The sequence below is a fragment of the Bacillus sp. FSL M7-0791 genome (assembly GCF_038627085.1).
Classification (GTDB): domain Bacteria; phylum Bacillota; class Bacilli; order Bacillales; family Bacillaceae; genus Bacillus; species Bacillus safensis.
In genome coordinates this window covers 2,502,698-2,519,595 of record NZ_CP152022.1, presented here as the reverse complement: position 1 = coordinate 2,519,595, position 16,898 = coordinate 2,502,698, and the positions used below count along the sequence as shown (strand labels likewise).

The window sequence follows — 16,898 nt, the reverse complement described above, 5'->3', positions numbered from 1 at the left end:
AGGAGGGAATTACAATGCCAAGAGTAAAAGGCGGAACTGTGTCGCGTCAGCGTCGTAAAAAGGTTCTTAAATTAGCAAAAGGTTATTTCGGTTCAAAACATAGATTATACAAAGTAGCAAACCAACAGGTGATGAAATCTGGAAACTACGCTTTCCGTGACCGTCGTCAGAAAAAACGTGACTTCCGTAAACTATGGATCACTCGTATCAACGCTGCAGCTCGTATGAACGGTCTTTCTTACAGCCGTTTAATGCATGGCTTAAAGCTTTCTGGTATCGAAGTAAACCGCAAAATGCTTGCTGACCTTGCTGTGAATGACCTAAATGCATTCAATCAGCTTGCTGATGCTGCAAAAGCACAACTAGACAAGTAAGTTTTATAAAAGATCATTCCTTCGAGGGGTGATCTTTTTTTCTCATCATGTGAGGTGAAATGAATGAATATGGCTTTGATCCTGCTGCTTATTTTAGTGAATGGCTACGGCTTTTTTCTCATGGGTGAGGACAAACGCCGGGCCAAAGCACATAAATGGAGAATTTCAGAGGCGCATTTATGGAGTGCTGCGGTTCTTTTTGGCGCTGCCGGATCGTATCTAGGAATGCAGTATTTCCGGCATAAAACAAAGCATCCTGCCTTTCAAATTGGCATGCCTGTATTAATGATTTTGCAGTTGATTCTATTGGGATATATCCAAGTTATTTGAAAAAGGAGCAGACGCCATTAGGACGGCGTGTCTGCTCCTTTTTTTTGTTTGATTTTTTTAATAGGCTGATCCCAATCAATTTTTGTTTGAGGATAACGCTCGATAATGTTTTCCTCCAGTTTTTCAAAGTCTTCTAATGTAAATTCACTCAGCTTCTCAGGTGACTCCGTCCAAACGTAAATGGAGTGGACAAACAGAGGATGATCCTTAGAAGGAACATGCTTCTCCCCTTCAAACAAGACACCTTTATAGACGAAATTAAAATTTTTGCGCGCATTTTGCTGTTCGTCCATAAAATAAAAGCCTTCTTTTAATTGTGCTTGTTTCAGCTTTCTTCTCGGATTTGAGAAGAATTTTACCGCCATGTAGAAGATGTAGACAAGCAGTGCAACAAGAGCTAGTCTCATGAGGATTACAAACATGACAGGATGCACCTCCAATACCGTTATCTGATGTACTACGAATGAAAACGCCAAAAGGTTTCAACTTTTTTTAAAAAAATATTTCGTAAAACGAAAAAATATTCATAAAAATATCGTATTGAACGAAAGAGGTTTTGTATAATAAGAATGCACCATGAAGATAAAGGAGGATAAATGGAATGACAAAGCTCGATCAAACATTAACTATGCTGAAAGACCTAACGGATGCAAAAGGGATTCCAGGAAATGAACGTGATGTCAAAAAAGTCATGCAGACATACATAGAATCATATGCAGATGAAGTCTCTACAGACCGCCTTGGCAGCTTGATCGCTAAAAAGGAAGGAAACGCAAACGGACCTAAAATTATGCTCGCTGGTCACTTAGATGAAGTAGGATTCATGGTGACAAAAATTGATGACAAAGGCTACATTCGTTTTCAAACAGTCGGCGGCTGGTGGTCACAAGTCATGCTCGCCCAGCGTGTCACCATTGTGACGAAAAAGGGAGAGATCACAGGGGTAATTGGTTCAAAGCCACCACACGTCTTGTCACCTGAAGCTCGTAAAAAGTCAATTGAGATTACGGATATGTTTATTGATATTGGGGCGTCAAGCAAAGAACAGGCAATGGAGTGGGGCGTGCTGCCTGGAGATCAAATCGTTCCTTACTTTGAGTTTACAGTCATGAATGATGAAAAAATGCTCCTTGCAAAAGCATGGGACAACCGCATTGGCTGTGCAGTGGCCATTGATGTCATGAAAAACTTACACAATGCTCAGCATGAGAATATTGCTTACAGCGTCGCAACTGTCCAAGAGGAAGTAGGCCTGCGCGGAGCCAAAACAGCAGCGGCTACAATTCAGCCCGATATTGGATTTGCCATTGATGTAGGTGTAGCAGGAGATACACCAGGCATCACTGAGAAAGAAGCAACTAGCAAACTTGGCAAAGGCCCAACGATTGTTGTATTTGATGCTTCAATGGTCTCTCATAAAGGACTTCGTGATTTTGTTGTCCAAACAGCTGATGAGCTGAACATTCCTTATCAATATGACTCAATGCCTGGCGGTGGGACAGATGCAGGCGGTATTCATTTAACAGGTCATGGAGTTCCATCACTATCTATCGGGATTCCGAGCAGATATATTCATACCCATGCCGCAATGATTCACCGAGATGATTATGAAAATGCAGTGAAGCTTTTAACAGAAGTGATCAAAAGACTTGATCAAAAAACCGTTGAACAGATTACGTACGGTTCTTAAGTAAGAATGCCTTTCCTCAGTACAGGGGAAAGGCTTTTTTTATTGAATTTCCCAGGAAATGAACGGTGTGTCCAAGTTGAGCCAAAAGAACTGTTTTTGGTAAAAGAAGAGAGTGTTTCCTAGTGAATAAGGCACATGTGATCGAGCGTTTATTTTTGTAAGATGAAAGCAATAAAAAGGACAGAGCTAGAATGCCCTGTCAAAAGAGAGTTTATGGAAGTAGGTGAAGCTACCTTAAGAATAAACACATTATTCTTATTTGTCAACTTGGTTTTAAAAGAAAGAAAAATCAATCAATTTATGTTATATTTGTAACAAATTGTTTATACAAAGGGGATGGTTAAATGAATGCGGTTACAATTGTAATAGGATCTATGTGTATTTTAGCGATTGCCTATCGTCTTTATGGCACATTTATGATGGTCAAGGTATTAAAGGTCACAGATGATCATCCTACACCGGCTCACACGCTAGAGGACGGGAAAGATTATGTGCCGACAAATAAATGGGTCACATTTGGGCATCACTTTGCTGCGATTGCAGCTGCTGGCCCGTTAGTGGGTCCGATTTTAGCCGCTCAATTTGGATATTTACCTGGTCTCCTTTGGCTTTTAATTGGTGCAGTCATAGGCGGAGCTGTACATGATCTAGTCGTCTTATTTGCGTCGATGCGAAAAAAGGGGAAATCATTATCAGAGGTAGCGAAGGAAGAGCTGGGACCTGTTGCCGGGTTTTGTACAGGGCTTGCGATGCTGTTTATTATTACCATCACAATGGCAGGTTTGTCTATGGTTGTGCTTCATGCTTTAGAACGTAACCCTTGGGGGACATTTGCAGTTGGAATCACGATTCCGATTGCAATGGGGGTTGGTCTGTATTATAAAAAAACAGGCAATTTAAAGCTGGCGACATCTGCGGGATTTATTTTGCTGATGTTTGGTGTATTCCTTGGACCAAATATTCAAGGAACGGCACTAGGTGATTTTTTAACACTTGATACAAAAACGCTTGCTCTTGCCCTGCCGATCTATGCCTTTTTTGCTGCGGCTCTGCCAGTTTGGCTGCTGCTTGCACCGAGGGACTATTTAAGTAGTTTTATGAAAATTGGTGTATTCATTGCGCTGATTGCCGGAATCTTTGTCGTGAATCCGTCTATTCAATTCCCGGCGTTTACAGAGTTTGTGAATGGAGGAGGACCTGTATTAGCTGGTCCTGTCTGGCCATTTATTTCGATTACCATTGCTTGCGGTGCTATTTCTGGTTTCCACGCATTTGTTGGTTCAGGGACAACACCTAAGATGCTGGACCGATGGAGTGATATGAAGCCTGTTGCGTTTGGCGCAATGCTTGTGGAATGCTTAGTTGGGATTATGGCTTTAATTGCGGCTACTGCCCTGCATCCAGGGGATTATTTTGCGATAAACAGTACGCCAGAAGTGTTCCGTACACTCGGTATGAGTGTCGAAAACCTTCCGCAGCTGAGTAAGGAAATCGGCCTCGACTTAGAAGGAAGAACGGGTGGTGCCGTAACATTAGCGGTAGGGATGGCGTATATCTTTACGGGGATTCCGTTCTTTAGTCATTTGGCTTCTTACTTCTTCCAGTTCGTCATTATGTTTGAGGCTGTCTTTATTTTAACTGCTATTGATGCGGGGACACGTGTGGCACGCTATTTGATTCAAGACTTCTTAGGTGAAGCATATAAGCCGCTTAAACGAACTGACTGGGTACCTGGTTCGGTGTTTGCAAGTGCGCTTGCTTGTTTTATGTGGGGATACTTACTTTACTCAGGGGACATCGGGTCTATTTGGGCGCTGTTTGGGGTTTCAAATCAGTTAATGGCCTCGGTTGGGTTAATCATCGGGGCAACCGTTGTATTAAAAATTGCAGATAAAAGGCGATATATGCTGACTTGTTTAATTCCGCTTGCTTACTTATATGTGACGGTGAATTATGCAGGCTATTGGATGGTAGCAAATGTATATCTTAATCCTGAAGCATCCGGTTACAGCGTGCTGAATGCGGTGCTGTCGATCATCATGCTGATCTTAGGTTTTGTGATTATTGTGTTTGCGATTAAAAAATGGGTCGAAATCTGGCGTGATCCAGCACTTCGAATGGAAACGCCTATCACTGGTTAAATGAAAAAGGCCGGCTTGCTTTTATAAGCAAACCGGCTTCTTTTTATTGCTGCTGCTGAGGCTTTAAGCCTTGTTCTAATGTTTCAAGGATCTCATTTTTCTCGTTTTCTGATGCTTCTTGCCATAGCACTTCGAACAACACGCCAAGGCCTGGCAGCATTTTTTCCTCGCCGCTTTGAATAGCATCTAAAATCGTATGTTCAAGCTGTTCTTGATTATGGCCAGTAATGTTTTGAATGACTGCGCCTCTTAAATTAAAATCCATTGCCCACACTCCTTTTTTGATGGTAATAGCCCTATTCTGTCTCAAAGACAGGTTTATTATGTAGTGTGCATGAGATATAATAAATTCATGATAATTAAAGGAGTTAACGTCGCTTGAAATATATAGAATCAGCTAAAAACACAAACATTAAACAGTGGAAGAAGCTCCATACGAAAAAAGAACGAACGAAAACGGGGCTGTTTCTCGTTGAGGGAATACACTTAGTCGAAGAAGCATTAAAGAGCGGGATCGTGAAGGAATTAATGGTCACCTCGCCCGATATGCTTCCTTCTCATATCCAGCCTGACATTGAGCTTTATGAACTGAGCGAAGAGGCCTTTTCTGCCATGACAGAAACAGAAACGCCTCAGCACATTGCGGCAGTCTGTACAGTTCCTGTTTTTGAAGAAAAGAAGGTTGAACGGCTTCTTTTATTAGACGCAGTGCAGGATCCGGGGAATTTAGGCACACTCATTCGAACAGCAGATGCCGCTGGTCTTGATGCCGTGATCTTAGGAGAAGGAACAGTTGATGCGTTTAACGGAAAAACGCTCCGTTCGGCACAAGGGTCTCATTTCCACCTGCCTATCTTAAAGCAACCCCTTCAACAGGCGATCACGGAGCTGAAAGAACGAGGCATACCTGTATACGGAAGTGCCTTAAAAGATGCGAAAGAGTATAAAAGCGTAACAGCAGAAGGTCCGTTTGCATTAATTGTTGGAAATGAAGGAGCTGGTATTGATCCAGAGATTCTGCAAATGACAGATCAAAATTTATATGTACCAATGTATGGGCAGGCAGAATCATTAAATGTAGCTGTTGCAGCCGCTGTTCTTGTTTATCATTTGCGTGGATAATGTTGCAACATGCGTTTATTTTCACTATAATAAAACTAATATTTTAAAAACCATGATAGAGGAAGATTGTTTCAAGAAGCGGCCTTTTAGGGAGAATGCATCGTAGACTGAAAGTGCATTTAAGGAATGCTGAAACAAGAATTCACCTCTGGAGTTGTCACCGGGACCGCAGGTTTTGCGTAAAGGTGAACCGGATTCGTTTGATTCCGTTATGTCAATGAAGCTTATTCGCACATGCATTTGTGCTTAACAAGGGTGGTACCGCGACCACAACTCGTCCCTTCTTTTATGGAGGAACGAGTTTTTTTATTGTCTTCAAACGATCAAACAGCCGTTTATCCGAGCGGTTTTGTATATCAAAAGGAGGATCACACTCATGCAAGAAACGTTAAAACAGCTTGAAACAGAGGCGATAGCAAAGGTTGAAGCAGCCAGCTCGCTCAAAGAGGTTAATGACATTCGTGTTCAATACTTAGGGAAAAAAGGGCCGATTACAGAAGTACTTCGCGGAATGGGCAAGCTTTCCGCAGAAGAAAGACCGAAAATGGGGGCACTCGCAAACGAAGTAAGAGAGCAGATTGCTAATGCCATTGCTGAAAAAAATGAACAGCTGGAAGCAGAAGAAGTGAAGAAAAAACTTGCCTCTCAAACGATCGATGTTACTTTGCCGGCAAGTCCAATCAAAATGGGAGCAAGACATCCATTAACGATAGTTGTCGAAGATATTGAAGATTTATTTATCGGAATGGGCTATACCGTTGAGGAAGGTCCTGAAGTGGAAACGGATTATTATAACTTTGAAGCACTGAATCTCCCAAAGGAGCATCCGGCACGTGATATGCAGGACAGTTTCTATATTACCGAAGATACACTGATGAGAACACAAACATCACCAGTACAAGCACGTACACTTGAGAAATATAAAGGACAAGGTCCTGTGAAGATCATCTGTCCTGGGAAAGTATATAGACGTGACAGTGATGACGCGACTCATTCACATCAATTTATGCAAATTGAAGGGCTTGTCGTCGATCACAATATTAGCATGAGTGATCTAAAAGGAACGCTGGAGACAGTCGCAAGAAAAATGTTTGGGGAAGATCGTGAAATTAGACTGCGTCCAAGCTTTTTCCCATTCACAGAACCATCTGTCGAAGTCGATGTGTCTTGCTTTAAATGCGGCGGGAAGGGCTGCTCTGTATGTAAAGGAACAGGCTGGATTGAGATTTTAGGTGCAGGAATGGTTCATCCGAATGTCCTGAAAATGAGCGGATTTGATCCAGAAACTTATCAAGGCTTTGCTTTTGGAATGGGTGTGGAACGGATTGCAATGCTGAAATACGGCATTGATGATATTCGCCATTTCTACACAAATGACATTAGATTCACAAAGCAATTCAAGCAGGACTAAGAGGAGGAAATCAACATGTTTGTTTCATATAAATGGTTAGAAGACTATGTCGATTTAGAAGGCATCAAGCCGGCTGAATTAGCAGAAAAAATCACAAGAAGCGGAATTGAAGTGGAAGCCGTTGAATATAAAGGCGAAGGCATCAAAGGAGTTGTCGTTGGACACGTTATTGAGCGTGAACAGCATCCGAATGCGGATAAATTAAACAAATGTCTTGTTGATATCGGCGAAGACGCACCGGTGCAAATTATTTGCGGGGCGCCGAATGTGGAGAAAGGACAGTATGTGGCCGTTGCAACTGTTGGCGCAGTCCTTCCTGGCAACTTTAAAATTAAAAAAGCAAAACTGCGCGGTGAAGAGTCTCATGGCATGATTTGTTCTCTGCAAGAATTAGGCGTAGAGAGCAAGCTCGTACCAAAGGAATATGCAGAAGGGATTTTTGTTTTCCCGAATGACGTGAAACCAGGGGATGATGCCCTCCAAGCACTTCAATTAGATGATGCGGTGCTTGAGCTTGGCTTAACACCAAACCGTGCCGATGCCCTGAATATGCTGGGTGTCGCTTATGAGGTTGCCGCCATTTTAGGGAGAGACATCAAGATTCCTGATACAGCACATGACACTTCTTCCGAAAAAGCAGCAGACTATATTTCTGTTAAAATTGAGGATCAAGAAGCGAATCCACTTTATGCAGCGAAGATCATTAAACATGTAAAGATTGGACCAGCACCGCTTTGGATGCAAACAAGATTGATGAATGCAGGCATCCGTCCAATTAACAACGTCGTGGATATTACAAACTTTGTACTGCTTGAATACGGCCAGCCGCTTCATGCCTTTGATTATGACCGCTTTGGTTCAAAGCAGGTGGTTGTACGTAAAGCGTCTGACAGCGAAATCATTCAAACACTCGATGAGCAAGAGCGTACATTATCATCAAAGCATCTTGTCATCACGAATGGAACGAAAGCGCACGCGGTAGCTGGCGTCATGGGCGGCTTTGAATCAGAGGTGCGTGATGAGACAACGACGATTCTTTTAGAAGCGGCATATTTCAACGGTCAAACAGTCCGTCAAGCATCTAGAGACTTAGGGCTTCGCAGTGAATCAAGCACACGATTTGAAAAAGGGCTCGATCCGCAGCGTACGAAGCCGGCAGCAGAAAGAGCAGCTCAATTGATCAGTATGTATGCAGGCGGTGAAGTGCTAAGTGGTACAGTTGAGGAAAATCACCTTGAAGCAAGTATGAATGTCATTCACGTCTCAACTGAGCGTGTGAACAAGGTGCTTGGAATGAGCATTTCAAAAGAAGATATGATTCAGATTTTCAACAAATTAGGCTTTACAGTGGGCGAATCAAATGATGTTCTTGTCGTAACAGTTCCTTCCCGCAGAATGGATATTACGATTGAAGAAGACCTCATTGAAGAAGTCGCAAGATTATACGGCTACGATAATATTCCATCTACACTGCCTGCGACAGCCGGCACCGTTGGCGGTCTCACGCCATACCAAGTAAAGCGCAGAAAGGTAAGACGTTTCTTAGAGGGCGCAGGACTTTCTCAAGCGATTACGTATTCATTGACGAATCAGCATAAGTCCACAGCTTTTGCCCTGCATCCAGCTTATGAAACGAGACTTTCTCTGCCAATGAGTGAGGAACGCAGTGTGCTAAGACAAAGTCTTCTGCCAAACTTACTTGATTCTGTAGCATATAACTTGGCAAGACAAGCTGATTCATTCGGATTTTATGAAACGGGCTCTGTTTTCTTAGCAGAAGCTGAAGGGGCAAAACCAGTGGAAAAAGAACATGTCGCTGGTGCGCTGACAGGCTTATGGCATAAGAATCTTTGGCAGGGCGAGAAAAAAGCTGTCGACTTTTATGTAGCGAAAGGAATTGCTGAAGGATTGTTTGAAAAGCTTGGTGTGTCAGACCAAATCACATATGTTCAAGCAGAACGTGAGGGTCTTCACCCAGGGCGAACAGCAGATGTTCACTTAAATGGTCAAGTCATTGGCTTTGTTGCCGCACTGCATCCAGTCGTTGAAAAAGAATTGGATTTAAAAGAAACGTATGTGTTCGAGTTTGATTTAACAGATGTGATGACATCTGAAACGAAGGATATGAAATATACAGCGATTCCGAGATTCCCTGCTGTGACAAGAGATATTGCACTTGTTGTCGATCAGCATATCTCAAGCGGACAGCTGGAGCGTGTGATCTATGAAGCAGGCGGTCAATTACTCACAAACCTATCTGTATTTGATGTATACGAAGGGGAACATATGGAAGAAGGCAAAAAATCTGTTGCATTCTCACTTCAATATTTAAACCCTGAACAAACATTGACCGAGGAAGAAGTCACAGCTGTTCATACAAAAGTATTGAAAGCACTAGAAGATACGTATCAAGCCGTCTTACGCGGTTAAAGAAAAAAAGCTAAGGCCTCATGGGGGACTGACCCCATAAGATGAGACAAATAAAAAACACCTTCAAGTTTGAAAACGGATCGTTGTGATCCGAAATAAAACATGGAGGTGTTTTTTCTATGGGGACAAGAGTGAGTTATCCGGTTGAAGTCAAACAGAAGGCTGTAGAAATGAGATTGGCAGGCGTATCAATGAAAGAGATTTTGCGGGAATTGAATATCAAAAATAAAACGCAGGTTCAGACATGGGTGAGGTGGCATAAGGCTGGGGATACACACCGGTTCGAACAGCCTGTTGGAAAACAATATACCCATAGAAAGGGTCCCGAGTATTCTTCCGATTTAGAGAGACTGCAGGCAGAAAATCGCTATCTGAGTCAACAGAATGAAGTTTTAAAAAAGTACAACGAATTGGAAAGGAAGTTGATAAGGAAACGTCAATCAAACTAGTAGAAGAATTGTGCAAAATGATGACAGTACAGAACATTTGTGTCCATTTAGGCATCTCTCGCTTCGTACTATAGATGGAAAAAAGATCTGACTCAGAATCATTCTAAAAAACAACTAGAGGAACAAATCGGCACGTTGTGCCGAGAGCACAAGTATCGATATGGATACCGAAAAATCACAGCCTTACTAAAAGTGAGAATGCTTATTAACCATAAAACTGTTCAACGTATCATGCAGAAAAACCAGTGGCAGTGCCGGGTTAAAATGAAAAAGCGTAAGAAAAATGGGCAGCCCTATGCTGTGGCTGGTAATATACTGGATCGGAACTTTCAGTCTGATCGCCCTCTTGAAAAACTAGTAACGGACATCACGTATTTGCCTTATGGACAGAAACAATTGTACCTTTCCAGTATATTGGATTTATATAATGGAGAAGTGATTGCGTTTACGATTGGTGATAAGCAGGACACAGACTTTATTTTAAACACACTTGATCAGCTCCCAGCACTGCCTGAAAACTGTGTGTTACATAGCGACCAAGGTTCTGTGTATACATCTTACGAGTATCAGAAAGCTGTTCATATAAAAGGCATTACCATGAGCATGTCCCGTAAAGGGACGCCCGCTGATAATGCCTCCATCGAATCGTTTCATTCCTCGCTAAAGTCTGAAACGTTCTATCTTAACAGCATTGATCGAACTACGACCACCATCGTAGAACGCACTGTCAAAGAATACATTTATTATTATAACAACATTCGTATTCAAACAAAACTAAACAACCAATCACCGATCAACTATCGGCAATTGGCTGTATAAAGGTGTTTTGATCCCTGTCTCAAAAACGGGGGTCAGTCCCTGGGCCCTAGCTTTTTTTATAGCATTTTTTTGCTTTTTGTGTGTTGGCAAAATGCAGCTTTGTAAATTGACGTAAAGCATCTTCACCATGCATTTTGATGAGCTTGGCGGCGGCCTTATCTACATGAGGACCGGCCCCTTTTGGGATGTCAAAGCCTGCAGCCTGTGATAATTTGTCCATTTCAATTAAAAAGGCGTACCTTGCGATAATGGAAGCTGCAGCGACTGACAAATGGATGCCTTCTGCTTTTGTACTAAAATACGTCCGCTCCCGAATAATTTTTTTCCCGGCAAGATGCTTGAAATAAATGCCTGGTTCTGCAAATTGGTCAATCAAAATGGCCTCTGGCTGCTTTCCATCGAGTTTTTCTAGCACAGAGGTGATGACTTGGTTATGAAGCAGTGCTTTCATTTTTCCTTGACTCATGCCTTTTTCCTGCATCGTATTGTATTTTTCATTTCGGAGAACGAGAAGACTGAACGGAATGGTTTTGATGAGATCCTTGGCAATGTTGATAATTTGCGGATCCTTTAATCCTTTTGAGTCTTTTACGCCAAGCTCTTTCATTAAAGCAAGCTGGCTGGCATCAACATAGGCCGCACAGACTGTGATCGGTCCGAAATAATCACCTGTACCTACTTCGTCTGAACCGACGACCGACATGGAAGCAATGCCAGGCGGCGGACTGTATTTTGTGACAGCAGGTGATTTTTGACTTTTCGTATCAGCTGCTTGTAAATGGCTGAATTGACTGGCTTCAGCTTCTGCCTTTTGTCCTTGAAAGAGCACTTTCCCAGATCGATAAGCTGTAATCGTACAGCCAGGGACTTTTGCTTGAAAGAGGGCGCCTGGCGGCAAAGTGTCTGTTAAATGGTGCGCATACGCGCTCTTCATTTTTTTGAGGTCTTCTGATGTTGCTTTTAAAACGGATTGGGGCACAGTGGATAACTCCTTTTTACCTTGATATCATTGATTTCTAAAGTGTACCATAACAGGTAAGGGCTCGTCTTTCCATTCAATGTCTAAACATGTTATGATAGAGACTAGGATTCTCGTGGAATGGAGGAGAAACGTTGTCTGACGGCGGTAAAACGAAAACAACAGTTGAGATATACGGACAGTCCTATACGATCATCGGTCAAGAAACGAAGATGCATATGCGGCATGTTGCGTCAATTGTTGATGATAAAATGAGAGAAATAAATGAAAAAAATCCATACCTTGATATAAACAAATTAGCTGTACTGACAGCAGTCAATGTCGTCCACGACTACTTGAAATTAAAAGAGCAATACGAAAAATTAGAGATTCAGCTAAAAGAAAAGGAATGAAATTACCGTGATCGATATCATCATTTTGTTTTTGCTTCTTATGGGAACGCTTGTCGGTCTAAAACGCGGGTTTATTCTTCAATTTATTAAATTGATCAGCTTTGTTGTTTCTATCTTAGTGGCGTCCATGTTTTATCAGTCACTGGCACCACAGCTTACGTGGATTCCTGCACCTAATTTTAGCGGCGGTCAACCGCAGCTCGCTTTCTTTAGCGGGAATCTAGAAACAGCTTATTATAATACCATTGCGTTTATCATTCTGTTTATCTTGACCAAAATCCTGCTCGCCATCATTGGCGGATTGCTCACAACCATTGCAAGTATACCTGTGATTAAACAGGTGAACAAACTGCTTGGCGGTGTTTTAGGATTTCTTGAAACCTATTTATTTGTGTTTATTCTATTGTTTGTCGCTGCATTACTTCCAGTAGATGCGCTGCAAACAATGATGAGCAAATCAATGTTAGCAGATGTGATCGTAAACAACACCCCTTACCTGTCCGGTCTTGTCAAAGACCTATGGTCGACGTATGGAGTTTAAAAACTTCTCCTTTCCTGGAGAAGTTTTTTCTCATTCCATGACAGAAAGTTGTAGGATGAAGGGAAAGTTTGTATATTTATATAGGAAGATGCCAAAGCGGCTGGAGGATGAGAGATGAATAAAAAAGATATTATCAAACTTCTTGAAACAATTGCAGTATATATGGAACTAAAAGGAGATAATCCTTTTAAAATTTCTGCCTTTCGTAAAGCAGCAGCGGCACTGGAACAAGACGACCGCAGCCTTTCTCAAATAGATGATCTATTAGCATTACCCGGCATTGGAAAAGGAACCTTTGCTGTGATCACAGAGTATATCGAAAAAGGACAATCAGAAACACTTGAACAATTAAAAAAGGAAGTGCCTGAAGGACTTGTCCCGCTCTTAAAATTGCAAGGACTTGGTGGGAAGAAGATTGCTAAGCTTTACCAAGAGCTTGGAGTCTATGATGCACAGTCATTAAAGGAAGCATGTGAAGCGGAAAAAGTACAAGCGCTTGCAGGCTTCGGTAAAAAAACAGAAGAAAAGATTCTCGCTGCTCTTGAGGAGGCCGGTAAGCAGCCAGAACGACTGCCAATTGGCTTTGCATTAGATGTGGCAGAGCGGATTGATCATGCGCTTGAACAGATGAAGGGTATTCTTCGTTTTTCAAGAGCTGGCAGTTTAAGACGTGCACGGGAAACTGTCAAAGATCTAGATTATATCATTGCAACCAGCGATCCTGAACAAGTCAGAGAGCAGCTCGTTGCACTCGATGATGTCAAAGACGTTATCGCAAGCGGTGATACGAAGGTATCTGTCATTCTTGCCCTTGATTTTGAGATCAGTGTAGACTTCCGGCTTGTGACAACAGATCAATTTGCCACAACACTGCATCATTTCACCGGCTCAAAAGATCACAATATTCGCATGCGCCAGCTGGCGAAGGAACGCGGAGAGCGTATTAGTGAATATGGTGTAGAAACAATTGAAACTGGAGAAGTCAAAACGTTTGAAGACGAGGCCGCTTTTTATGCGCATTTTGAACTTCCGCTCATTCCGCCAGAAATTCGTGAAACCGGAGCGGAGATTGATACGTATAAAGAAAGTATGCAATTTGTAGAGTTAAAAGATATTAAAGGCGACCTTCATATGCACTCGACTTGGAGTGACGGCGCATTTTCTATTCGCGAAATGGCAGAGGCATGTATCGCAAAAGGCTATGAATACATGGCGATTACAGACCACTCGCAATATTTAAAAGTAGCAAACGGTTTAACAAAAGAACGTTTACGTCTGCAAGCAAAAGAAATTGACAAGCTGAATCAAGAATTTGAGCATTTTCACATTTTTAAAGGGGTCGAAATGGATATTCTCCCGGATGGATCATTAGATTATGATGATGACTTTTTATCAGACATGGATTTTGTGATTGCGTCCATCCATTCGAGCTTTTCTCAGCCGGAGGAAGTCATTATGGAGCGCCTTGAAAATGCGCTGCGGAATCAGCATGTGGATTTAATTGCACATCCAACAGGCCGTTTGATCGGCAGACGGGACGGCTATGCCTTAAATATAGATCAGCTTATAGAGCTTGCGAAGAAAACGGGAACTGCACTAGAGCTCAACAGCAACCCGTCAAGACTTGATTTGAGAACAGAGCATTTAATGAAAGCAAACGAAGCAGGTGTAAACATCATGATCAATACAGATGCACACAATATCGCCATGCTGGATCATATGGAAGTTGGTGTAACAGCTGCAAGAAAAGGCTGGACACCAAAAGCAAATGTCGTGAATACTTTTTCTCTAAACGAGATCAAAAAGTTTTTAACGCGTGACAGGTAGTCGTTAGGAGGCTGGACCATGCTGCAACAAAAAGTGTTAGCATCATTAGAATTTCATAAAGTAAAAGAAAAAGTCATGTCCTATACCGCATCCTCATTAGGAAAAGAAAGAGCGCAGGATTTAACGCCGCTGACGGATATAGAAACCATTCAGCATTTGCTGGAAGAGGTAGCAGAAGCACAGGATGTTATCCGCTTAAAGGGATCGGCGCCATTTGGCGGGCTGACGGATATTAGACGCGGGGTCAAACGGGCAGAAATCGGCAGTACATTAAGCCCGTCTGAGCTCATGGAAATTGCAGGACTATTATATGCTGTGAAGAATATGAAGCATTTTCTCAAGTCCATGTATGAAGATGGTGTAGACATACCACGACTTCATACATATGCTGAGACACTGATTTTACTGCCTGAAGTCAGAAAAGAAATCGAAAGCTGTATTGGTGATAATGGAGAAGTTCTCGACCATGCCACCCCGGCACTTCGTTCATTGCGCATACAATTACGTTCACTTGAATCAAAAGTTCGAGATAAATTAGAATCCATGATTCGCTCACAATCTGCTTCGAAAATGCTGTCAGACACGATTGTCACTATTCGTAATGATCGGTTTGTGATTCCGGTAAAGCAGGAGTACCGCTCGAATTACGGCGGAATTGTTCACGATCAGTCATCATCTGGGGCAACCCTTTTTATCGAGCCGCAAGTGGTCGTGGATTTAAATAACACCTTGCAGCAAACCCGTTTAAAAGAAAAACAAGAGGTCGAAAAGATCCTGCAAATGCTGACAGAGAGTGTGTCAGAACACATTGAGGAACTGCTTCACAATGTAAAGGAGCTTCAGACGTTAGATTTTATTTTTGCTAAAGCAAAATATGCAAAGGCAGAAAAAGCCACAAAGCCTGCTGTGAACGATCAAGGGGAGATTTATTTAAAGCGGGCAAGACATCCTCTATTGCCTAGGGATCAGGTTGTGGCAAATGACATCGAGCTCGGCAAAGATTTTTCAACCATCGTCATTACTGGCCCAAATACAGGGGGTAAGACAGTTACCTTAAAAACGCTTGGTCTTCTGACGCTGATGACGCAGTCAGGCCTTCATATTCCAGTTGAAGAAGGATCGGAAGTGGCGGTGTTTGACCAAGTCTTTGCTGATATTGGAGATGAACAGTCGATTGAGCAAAGCTTGAGTACGTTCTCATCTCATATGGTCAATATTGTGGATATCTTAAAGAATTTGACATCTAACTCACTCGTGTTATTTGATGAATTAGGGGCAGGAACAGACCCTGCTGAAGGTGCCGCGCTGGCCATGAGTATCTTAGATGAAGTGCATCAAACAAATGCACGCGTCATCGCAACGACTCACTATCCTGAGCTGAAGGCTTACGGATATAACCGAGAAGGTGTCACAAATGCGAGTGTGGAGTTTGACATTGAAACCTTATCACCAACGTACCGCTTGCTCATCGGTGTGCCCGGACGAAGTAATGCATTTGAAATTTCTAAACGTCTTGGATTGCCAGATCACCTCATTGACCGGGCAAAAGCGGATATGCATGCCGAACATAATGAAGTAGACCAAATGATTGCTTCATTAGAAGACAGCAAGAAACAAGCAGAAGAAGAGCTGCATGAGACAGAAATCTATAGAAAAGAAGCAGAAAAGCTTCATAAAGAATTGCAGAGACAAATTCTTGAATGGAATGAGCAAAAGGACAAACTGCTTGAAGAAGCTGAACAAAAAGCAGCAGAAAAAATTGAACAAGCCTCAAAAGAAGCAGAAGACATCATTCAAGAGCTTCGGTCGATAAAAAATGAGCATCGCTCATTCAAAGAGCATGAACTCATCGATGCGAGAAAGCGTCTTGAAGAAGCAGTTCCTGAGTTTGACCGGAAGAAAAAGCCAGAGCCGGTGAAAAAAGCAGCAAGACAGCTAAAATCAGGCGACGAAGTGAAAGTGCTCACCTTCGGGCAAAAAGGAACGCTGCTTGAACAAACAGGTGACAAAGAATGGAGTGTCCAAATGGGCATTCTGAAAATGAAAGTAAAAGAAAAAGATATGGAATTTATCAAATCAGCACCTGAATTTAAGCAGGAAAAAGCCATTACGGCAGTCAAAGGAAAAGACTATCATGTATCGCTTGAGCTTGACTTAAGGGGCGAGCGTTATGAAAATGCCTTAAGCAGAGTCGAGAAATATTTAGATGATGCTGTCTTAGCTGGTTATCCGCGAGTGTCAATCATTCACGGAAAAGGAACTGGCGCCCTTAGAAAAGGGGTTCAGGAATTACTGAAACAGCACCGAAGTGTGAAAAATGCTCGTTTTGGGGAACAAGGCGAGGGAGGATCAGGCGTTACCATCGTCGAATTAAAGTAAAAAGGAGAAAACGC

14 protein-coding genes and 1 pseudogene are annotated in these 16,898 nt (G+C 42.4%); 12 read left to right on the top strand and 3 right to left on the bottom strand.

The annotated features are described in order from the left end of the window. The first annotated feature begins 14 nt into the window (after positions 1-14). Complete coding sequence (gene rplT / locus MHI08_RS12950; protein WP_007501659.1) at positions 15-374, top strand: 50S ribosomal protein L20; 360 nt, start codon at positions 15-17, stop codon at positions 372-374. Between the two features lie 63 nt (positions 375-437). Then, a complete protein-coding gene (locus MHI08_RS12945; protein WP_075611749.1) occupies positions 438-704 on the top strand; it encodes a DUF1294 domain-containing protein in 267 nt (88 codons plus the stop codon). A 17-nt stretch (positions 705-721) separates the two neighbouring features. Here MHI08_RS12945 and MHI08_RS12940 read toward each other — a convergent pair whose 3' ends face one another. Further along, entirely contained in the window at positions 722-1,126 is a 405-nt protein-coding gene (locus MHI08_RS12940; protein WP_024426127.1) for a hypothetical protein, read from the bottom strand. A 179-nt stretch (positions 1,127-1,305) separates the two neighbouring features. Here MHI08_RS12940 and MHI08_RS12935 point away from each other — a divergent pair, with 179 nt between their 5' ends. Together MHI08_RS12935 and cstA are read left to right on the top strand one after the other, a co-directional pair. Then, a complete protein-coding gene (locus MHI08_RS12935) occupies positions 1,306-2,394 on the top strand; it encodes a M42 family metallopeptidase (protein WP_024425723.1) in 1,089 nt (362 codons plus the stop codon). A gap of 344 nt (positions 2,395-2,738) precedes the next feature. Further along, on the top strand, positions 2,739-4,535 hold the full coding sequence (gene cstA, locus MHI08_RS12930) for a carbon starvation protein CstA (RefSeq protein WP_024425724.1): 1,797 nt from the start codon (positions 2,739-2,741) through the stop codon (positions 4,533-4,535). Positions 4,536-4,578: 43 nt separating this feature from the next. Here the strand turns inward: cstA and sspI are convergent, their stop codons facing one another. Continuing rightward, positions 4,579-4,800 carry a small acid-soluble spore protein SspI gene (gene sspI, locus MHI08_RS12925; protein WP_024425725.1) on the bottom strand — a complete coding sequence of 74 codons (222 nt, stop codon included), beginning with the start codon at positions 4,798-4,800 and terminating at the stop codon, positions 4,579-4,581. 113 nt (positions 4,801-4,913) lie between these two features. Here sspI and MHI08_RS12920 point away from each other — a divergent pair, with 113 nt between their 5' ends. From MHI08_RS12920 to MHI08_RS12905, 4 genes and pseudogenes are all read left to right on the top strand, one after another. Further along, on the top strand, positions 4,914-5,657 hold the full coding sequence (locus tag MHI08_RS12920; RefSeq protein ID WP_342499677.1) for an RNA methyltransferase: 744 nt from the start codon (positions 4,914-4,916) through the stop codon (positions 5,655-5,657). A 376-nt stretch (positions 5,658-6,033) separates the two neighbouring features. After that, on the top strand, positions 6,034-7,068 hold the full coding sequence (gene pheS / locus MHI08_RS12915) for a phenylalanine--tRNA ligase subunit alpha (RefSeq protein WP_024426124.1): 1,035 nt from the start codon (positions 6,034-6,036) through the stop codon (positions 7,066-7,068). Between the two features lie 15 nt (positions 7,069-7,083). Beyond that, positions 7,084-9,498, top strand: a complete 2,415-nt coding sequence (pheT, locus tag MHI08_RS12910) for a phenylalanine--tRNA ligase subunit beta (RefSeq protein ID WP_342499676.1) — start codon at positions 7,084-7,086, stop codon at positions 9,496-9,498. Between the two features lie 119 nt (positions 9,499-9,617). Then, positions 9,618-10,766 (top strand): annotated as a pseudogene (locus tag MHI08_RS12905) (IS3 family transposase). A gap of 46 nt (positions 10,767-10,812) precedes the next feature. Here MHI08_RS12905 and rnhC read toward each other — a convergent pair. Beyond that, the gene (rnhC, locus tag MHI08_RS12900) at positions 10,813-11,745 is read right to left on the bottom strand and encodes a ribonuclease HIII (protein ID WP_163114887.1); all 933 of its coding nucleotides are present in this window, start codon (positions 11,743-11,745) and stop codon (positions 10,813-10,815) included. Between the two features lie 134 nt (positions 11,746-11,879). On the opposite strand from rnhC, the gene zapA reads away from it, so the two are divergent. The 4 genes from zapA (at position 11,880) to MHI08_RS12880 (ending at position 16,884) form a co-directional block, all read left to right on the top strand. Further along, positions 11,880-12,137 carry a cell division protein ZapA gene (gene zapA, locus MHI08_RS12895; protein WP_012010831.1) on the top strand — a complete coding sequence of 86 codons (258 nt, stop codon included), beginning with the start codon at positions 11,880-11,882 and terminating at the stop codon, positions 12,135-12,137. A gap of 7 nt (positions 12,138-12,144) precedes the next feature. Continuing rightward, a complete protein-coding gene (locus MHI08_RS12890; RefSeq protein ID WP_024423226.1) occupies positions 12,145-12,678 on the top strand; it encodes a CvpA family protein in 534 nt (177 codons plus the stop codon). Positions 12,679-12,792: 114 nt separating this feature from the next. Beyond that, on the top strand, positions 12,793-14,505 hold the full coding sequence (polX, locus tag MHI08_RS12885) for a DNA polymerase/3'-5' exonuclease PolX (RefSeq protein WP_342499675.1): 1,713 nt from the start codon (positions 12,793-12,795) through the stop codon (positions 14,503-14,505). A 21-nt stretch (positions 14,506-14,526) separates the two neighbouring features. Further along, positions 14,527-16,884: an endonuclease MutS2 gene (locus MHI08_RS12880; protein ID WP_024423224.1), complete on the top strand. Its 2,358-nt coding sequence runs from the start codon at positions 14,527-14,529 to the stop codon at positions 16,882-16,884. Positions 16,885-16,898: the final 14 nt, after the last annotated feature.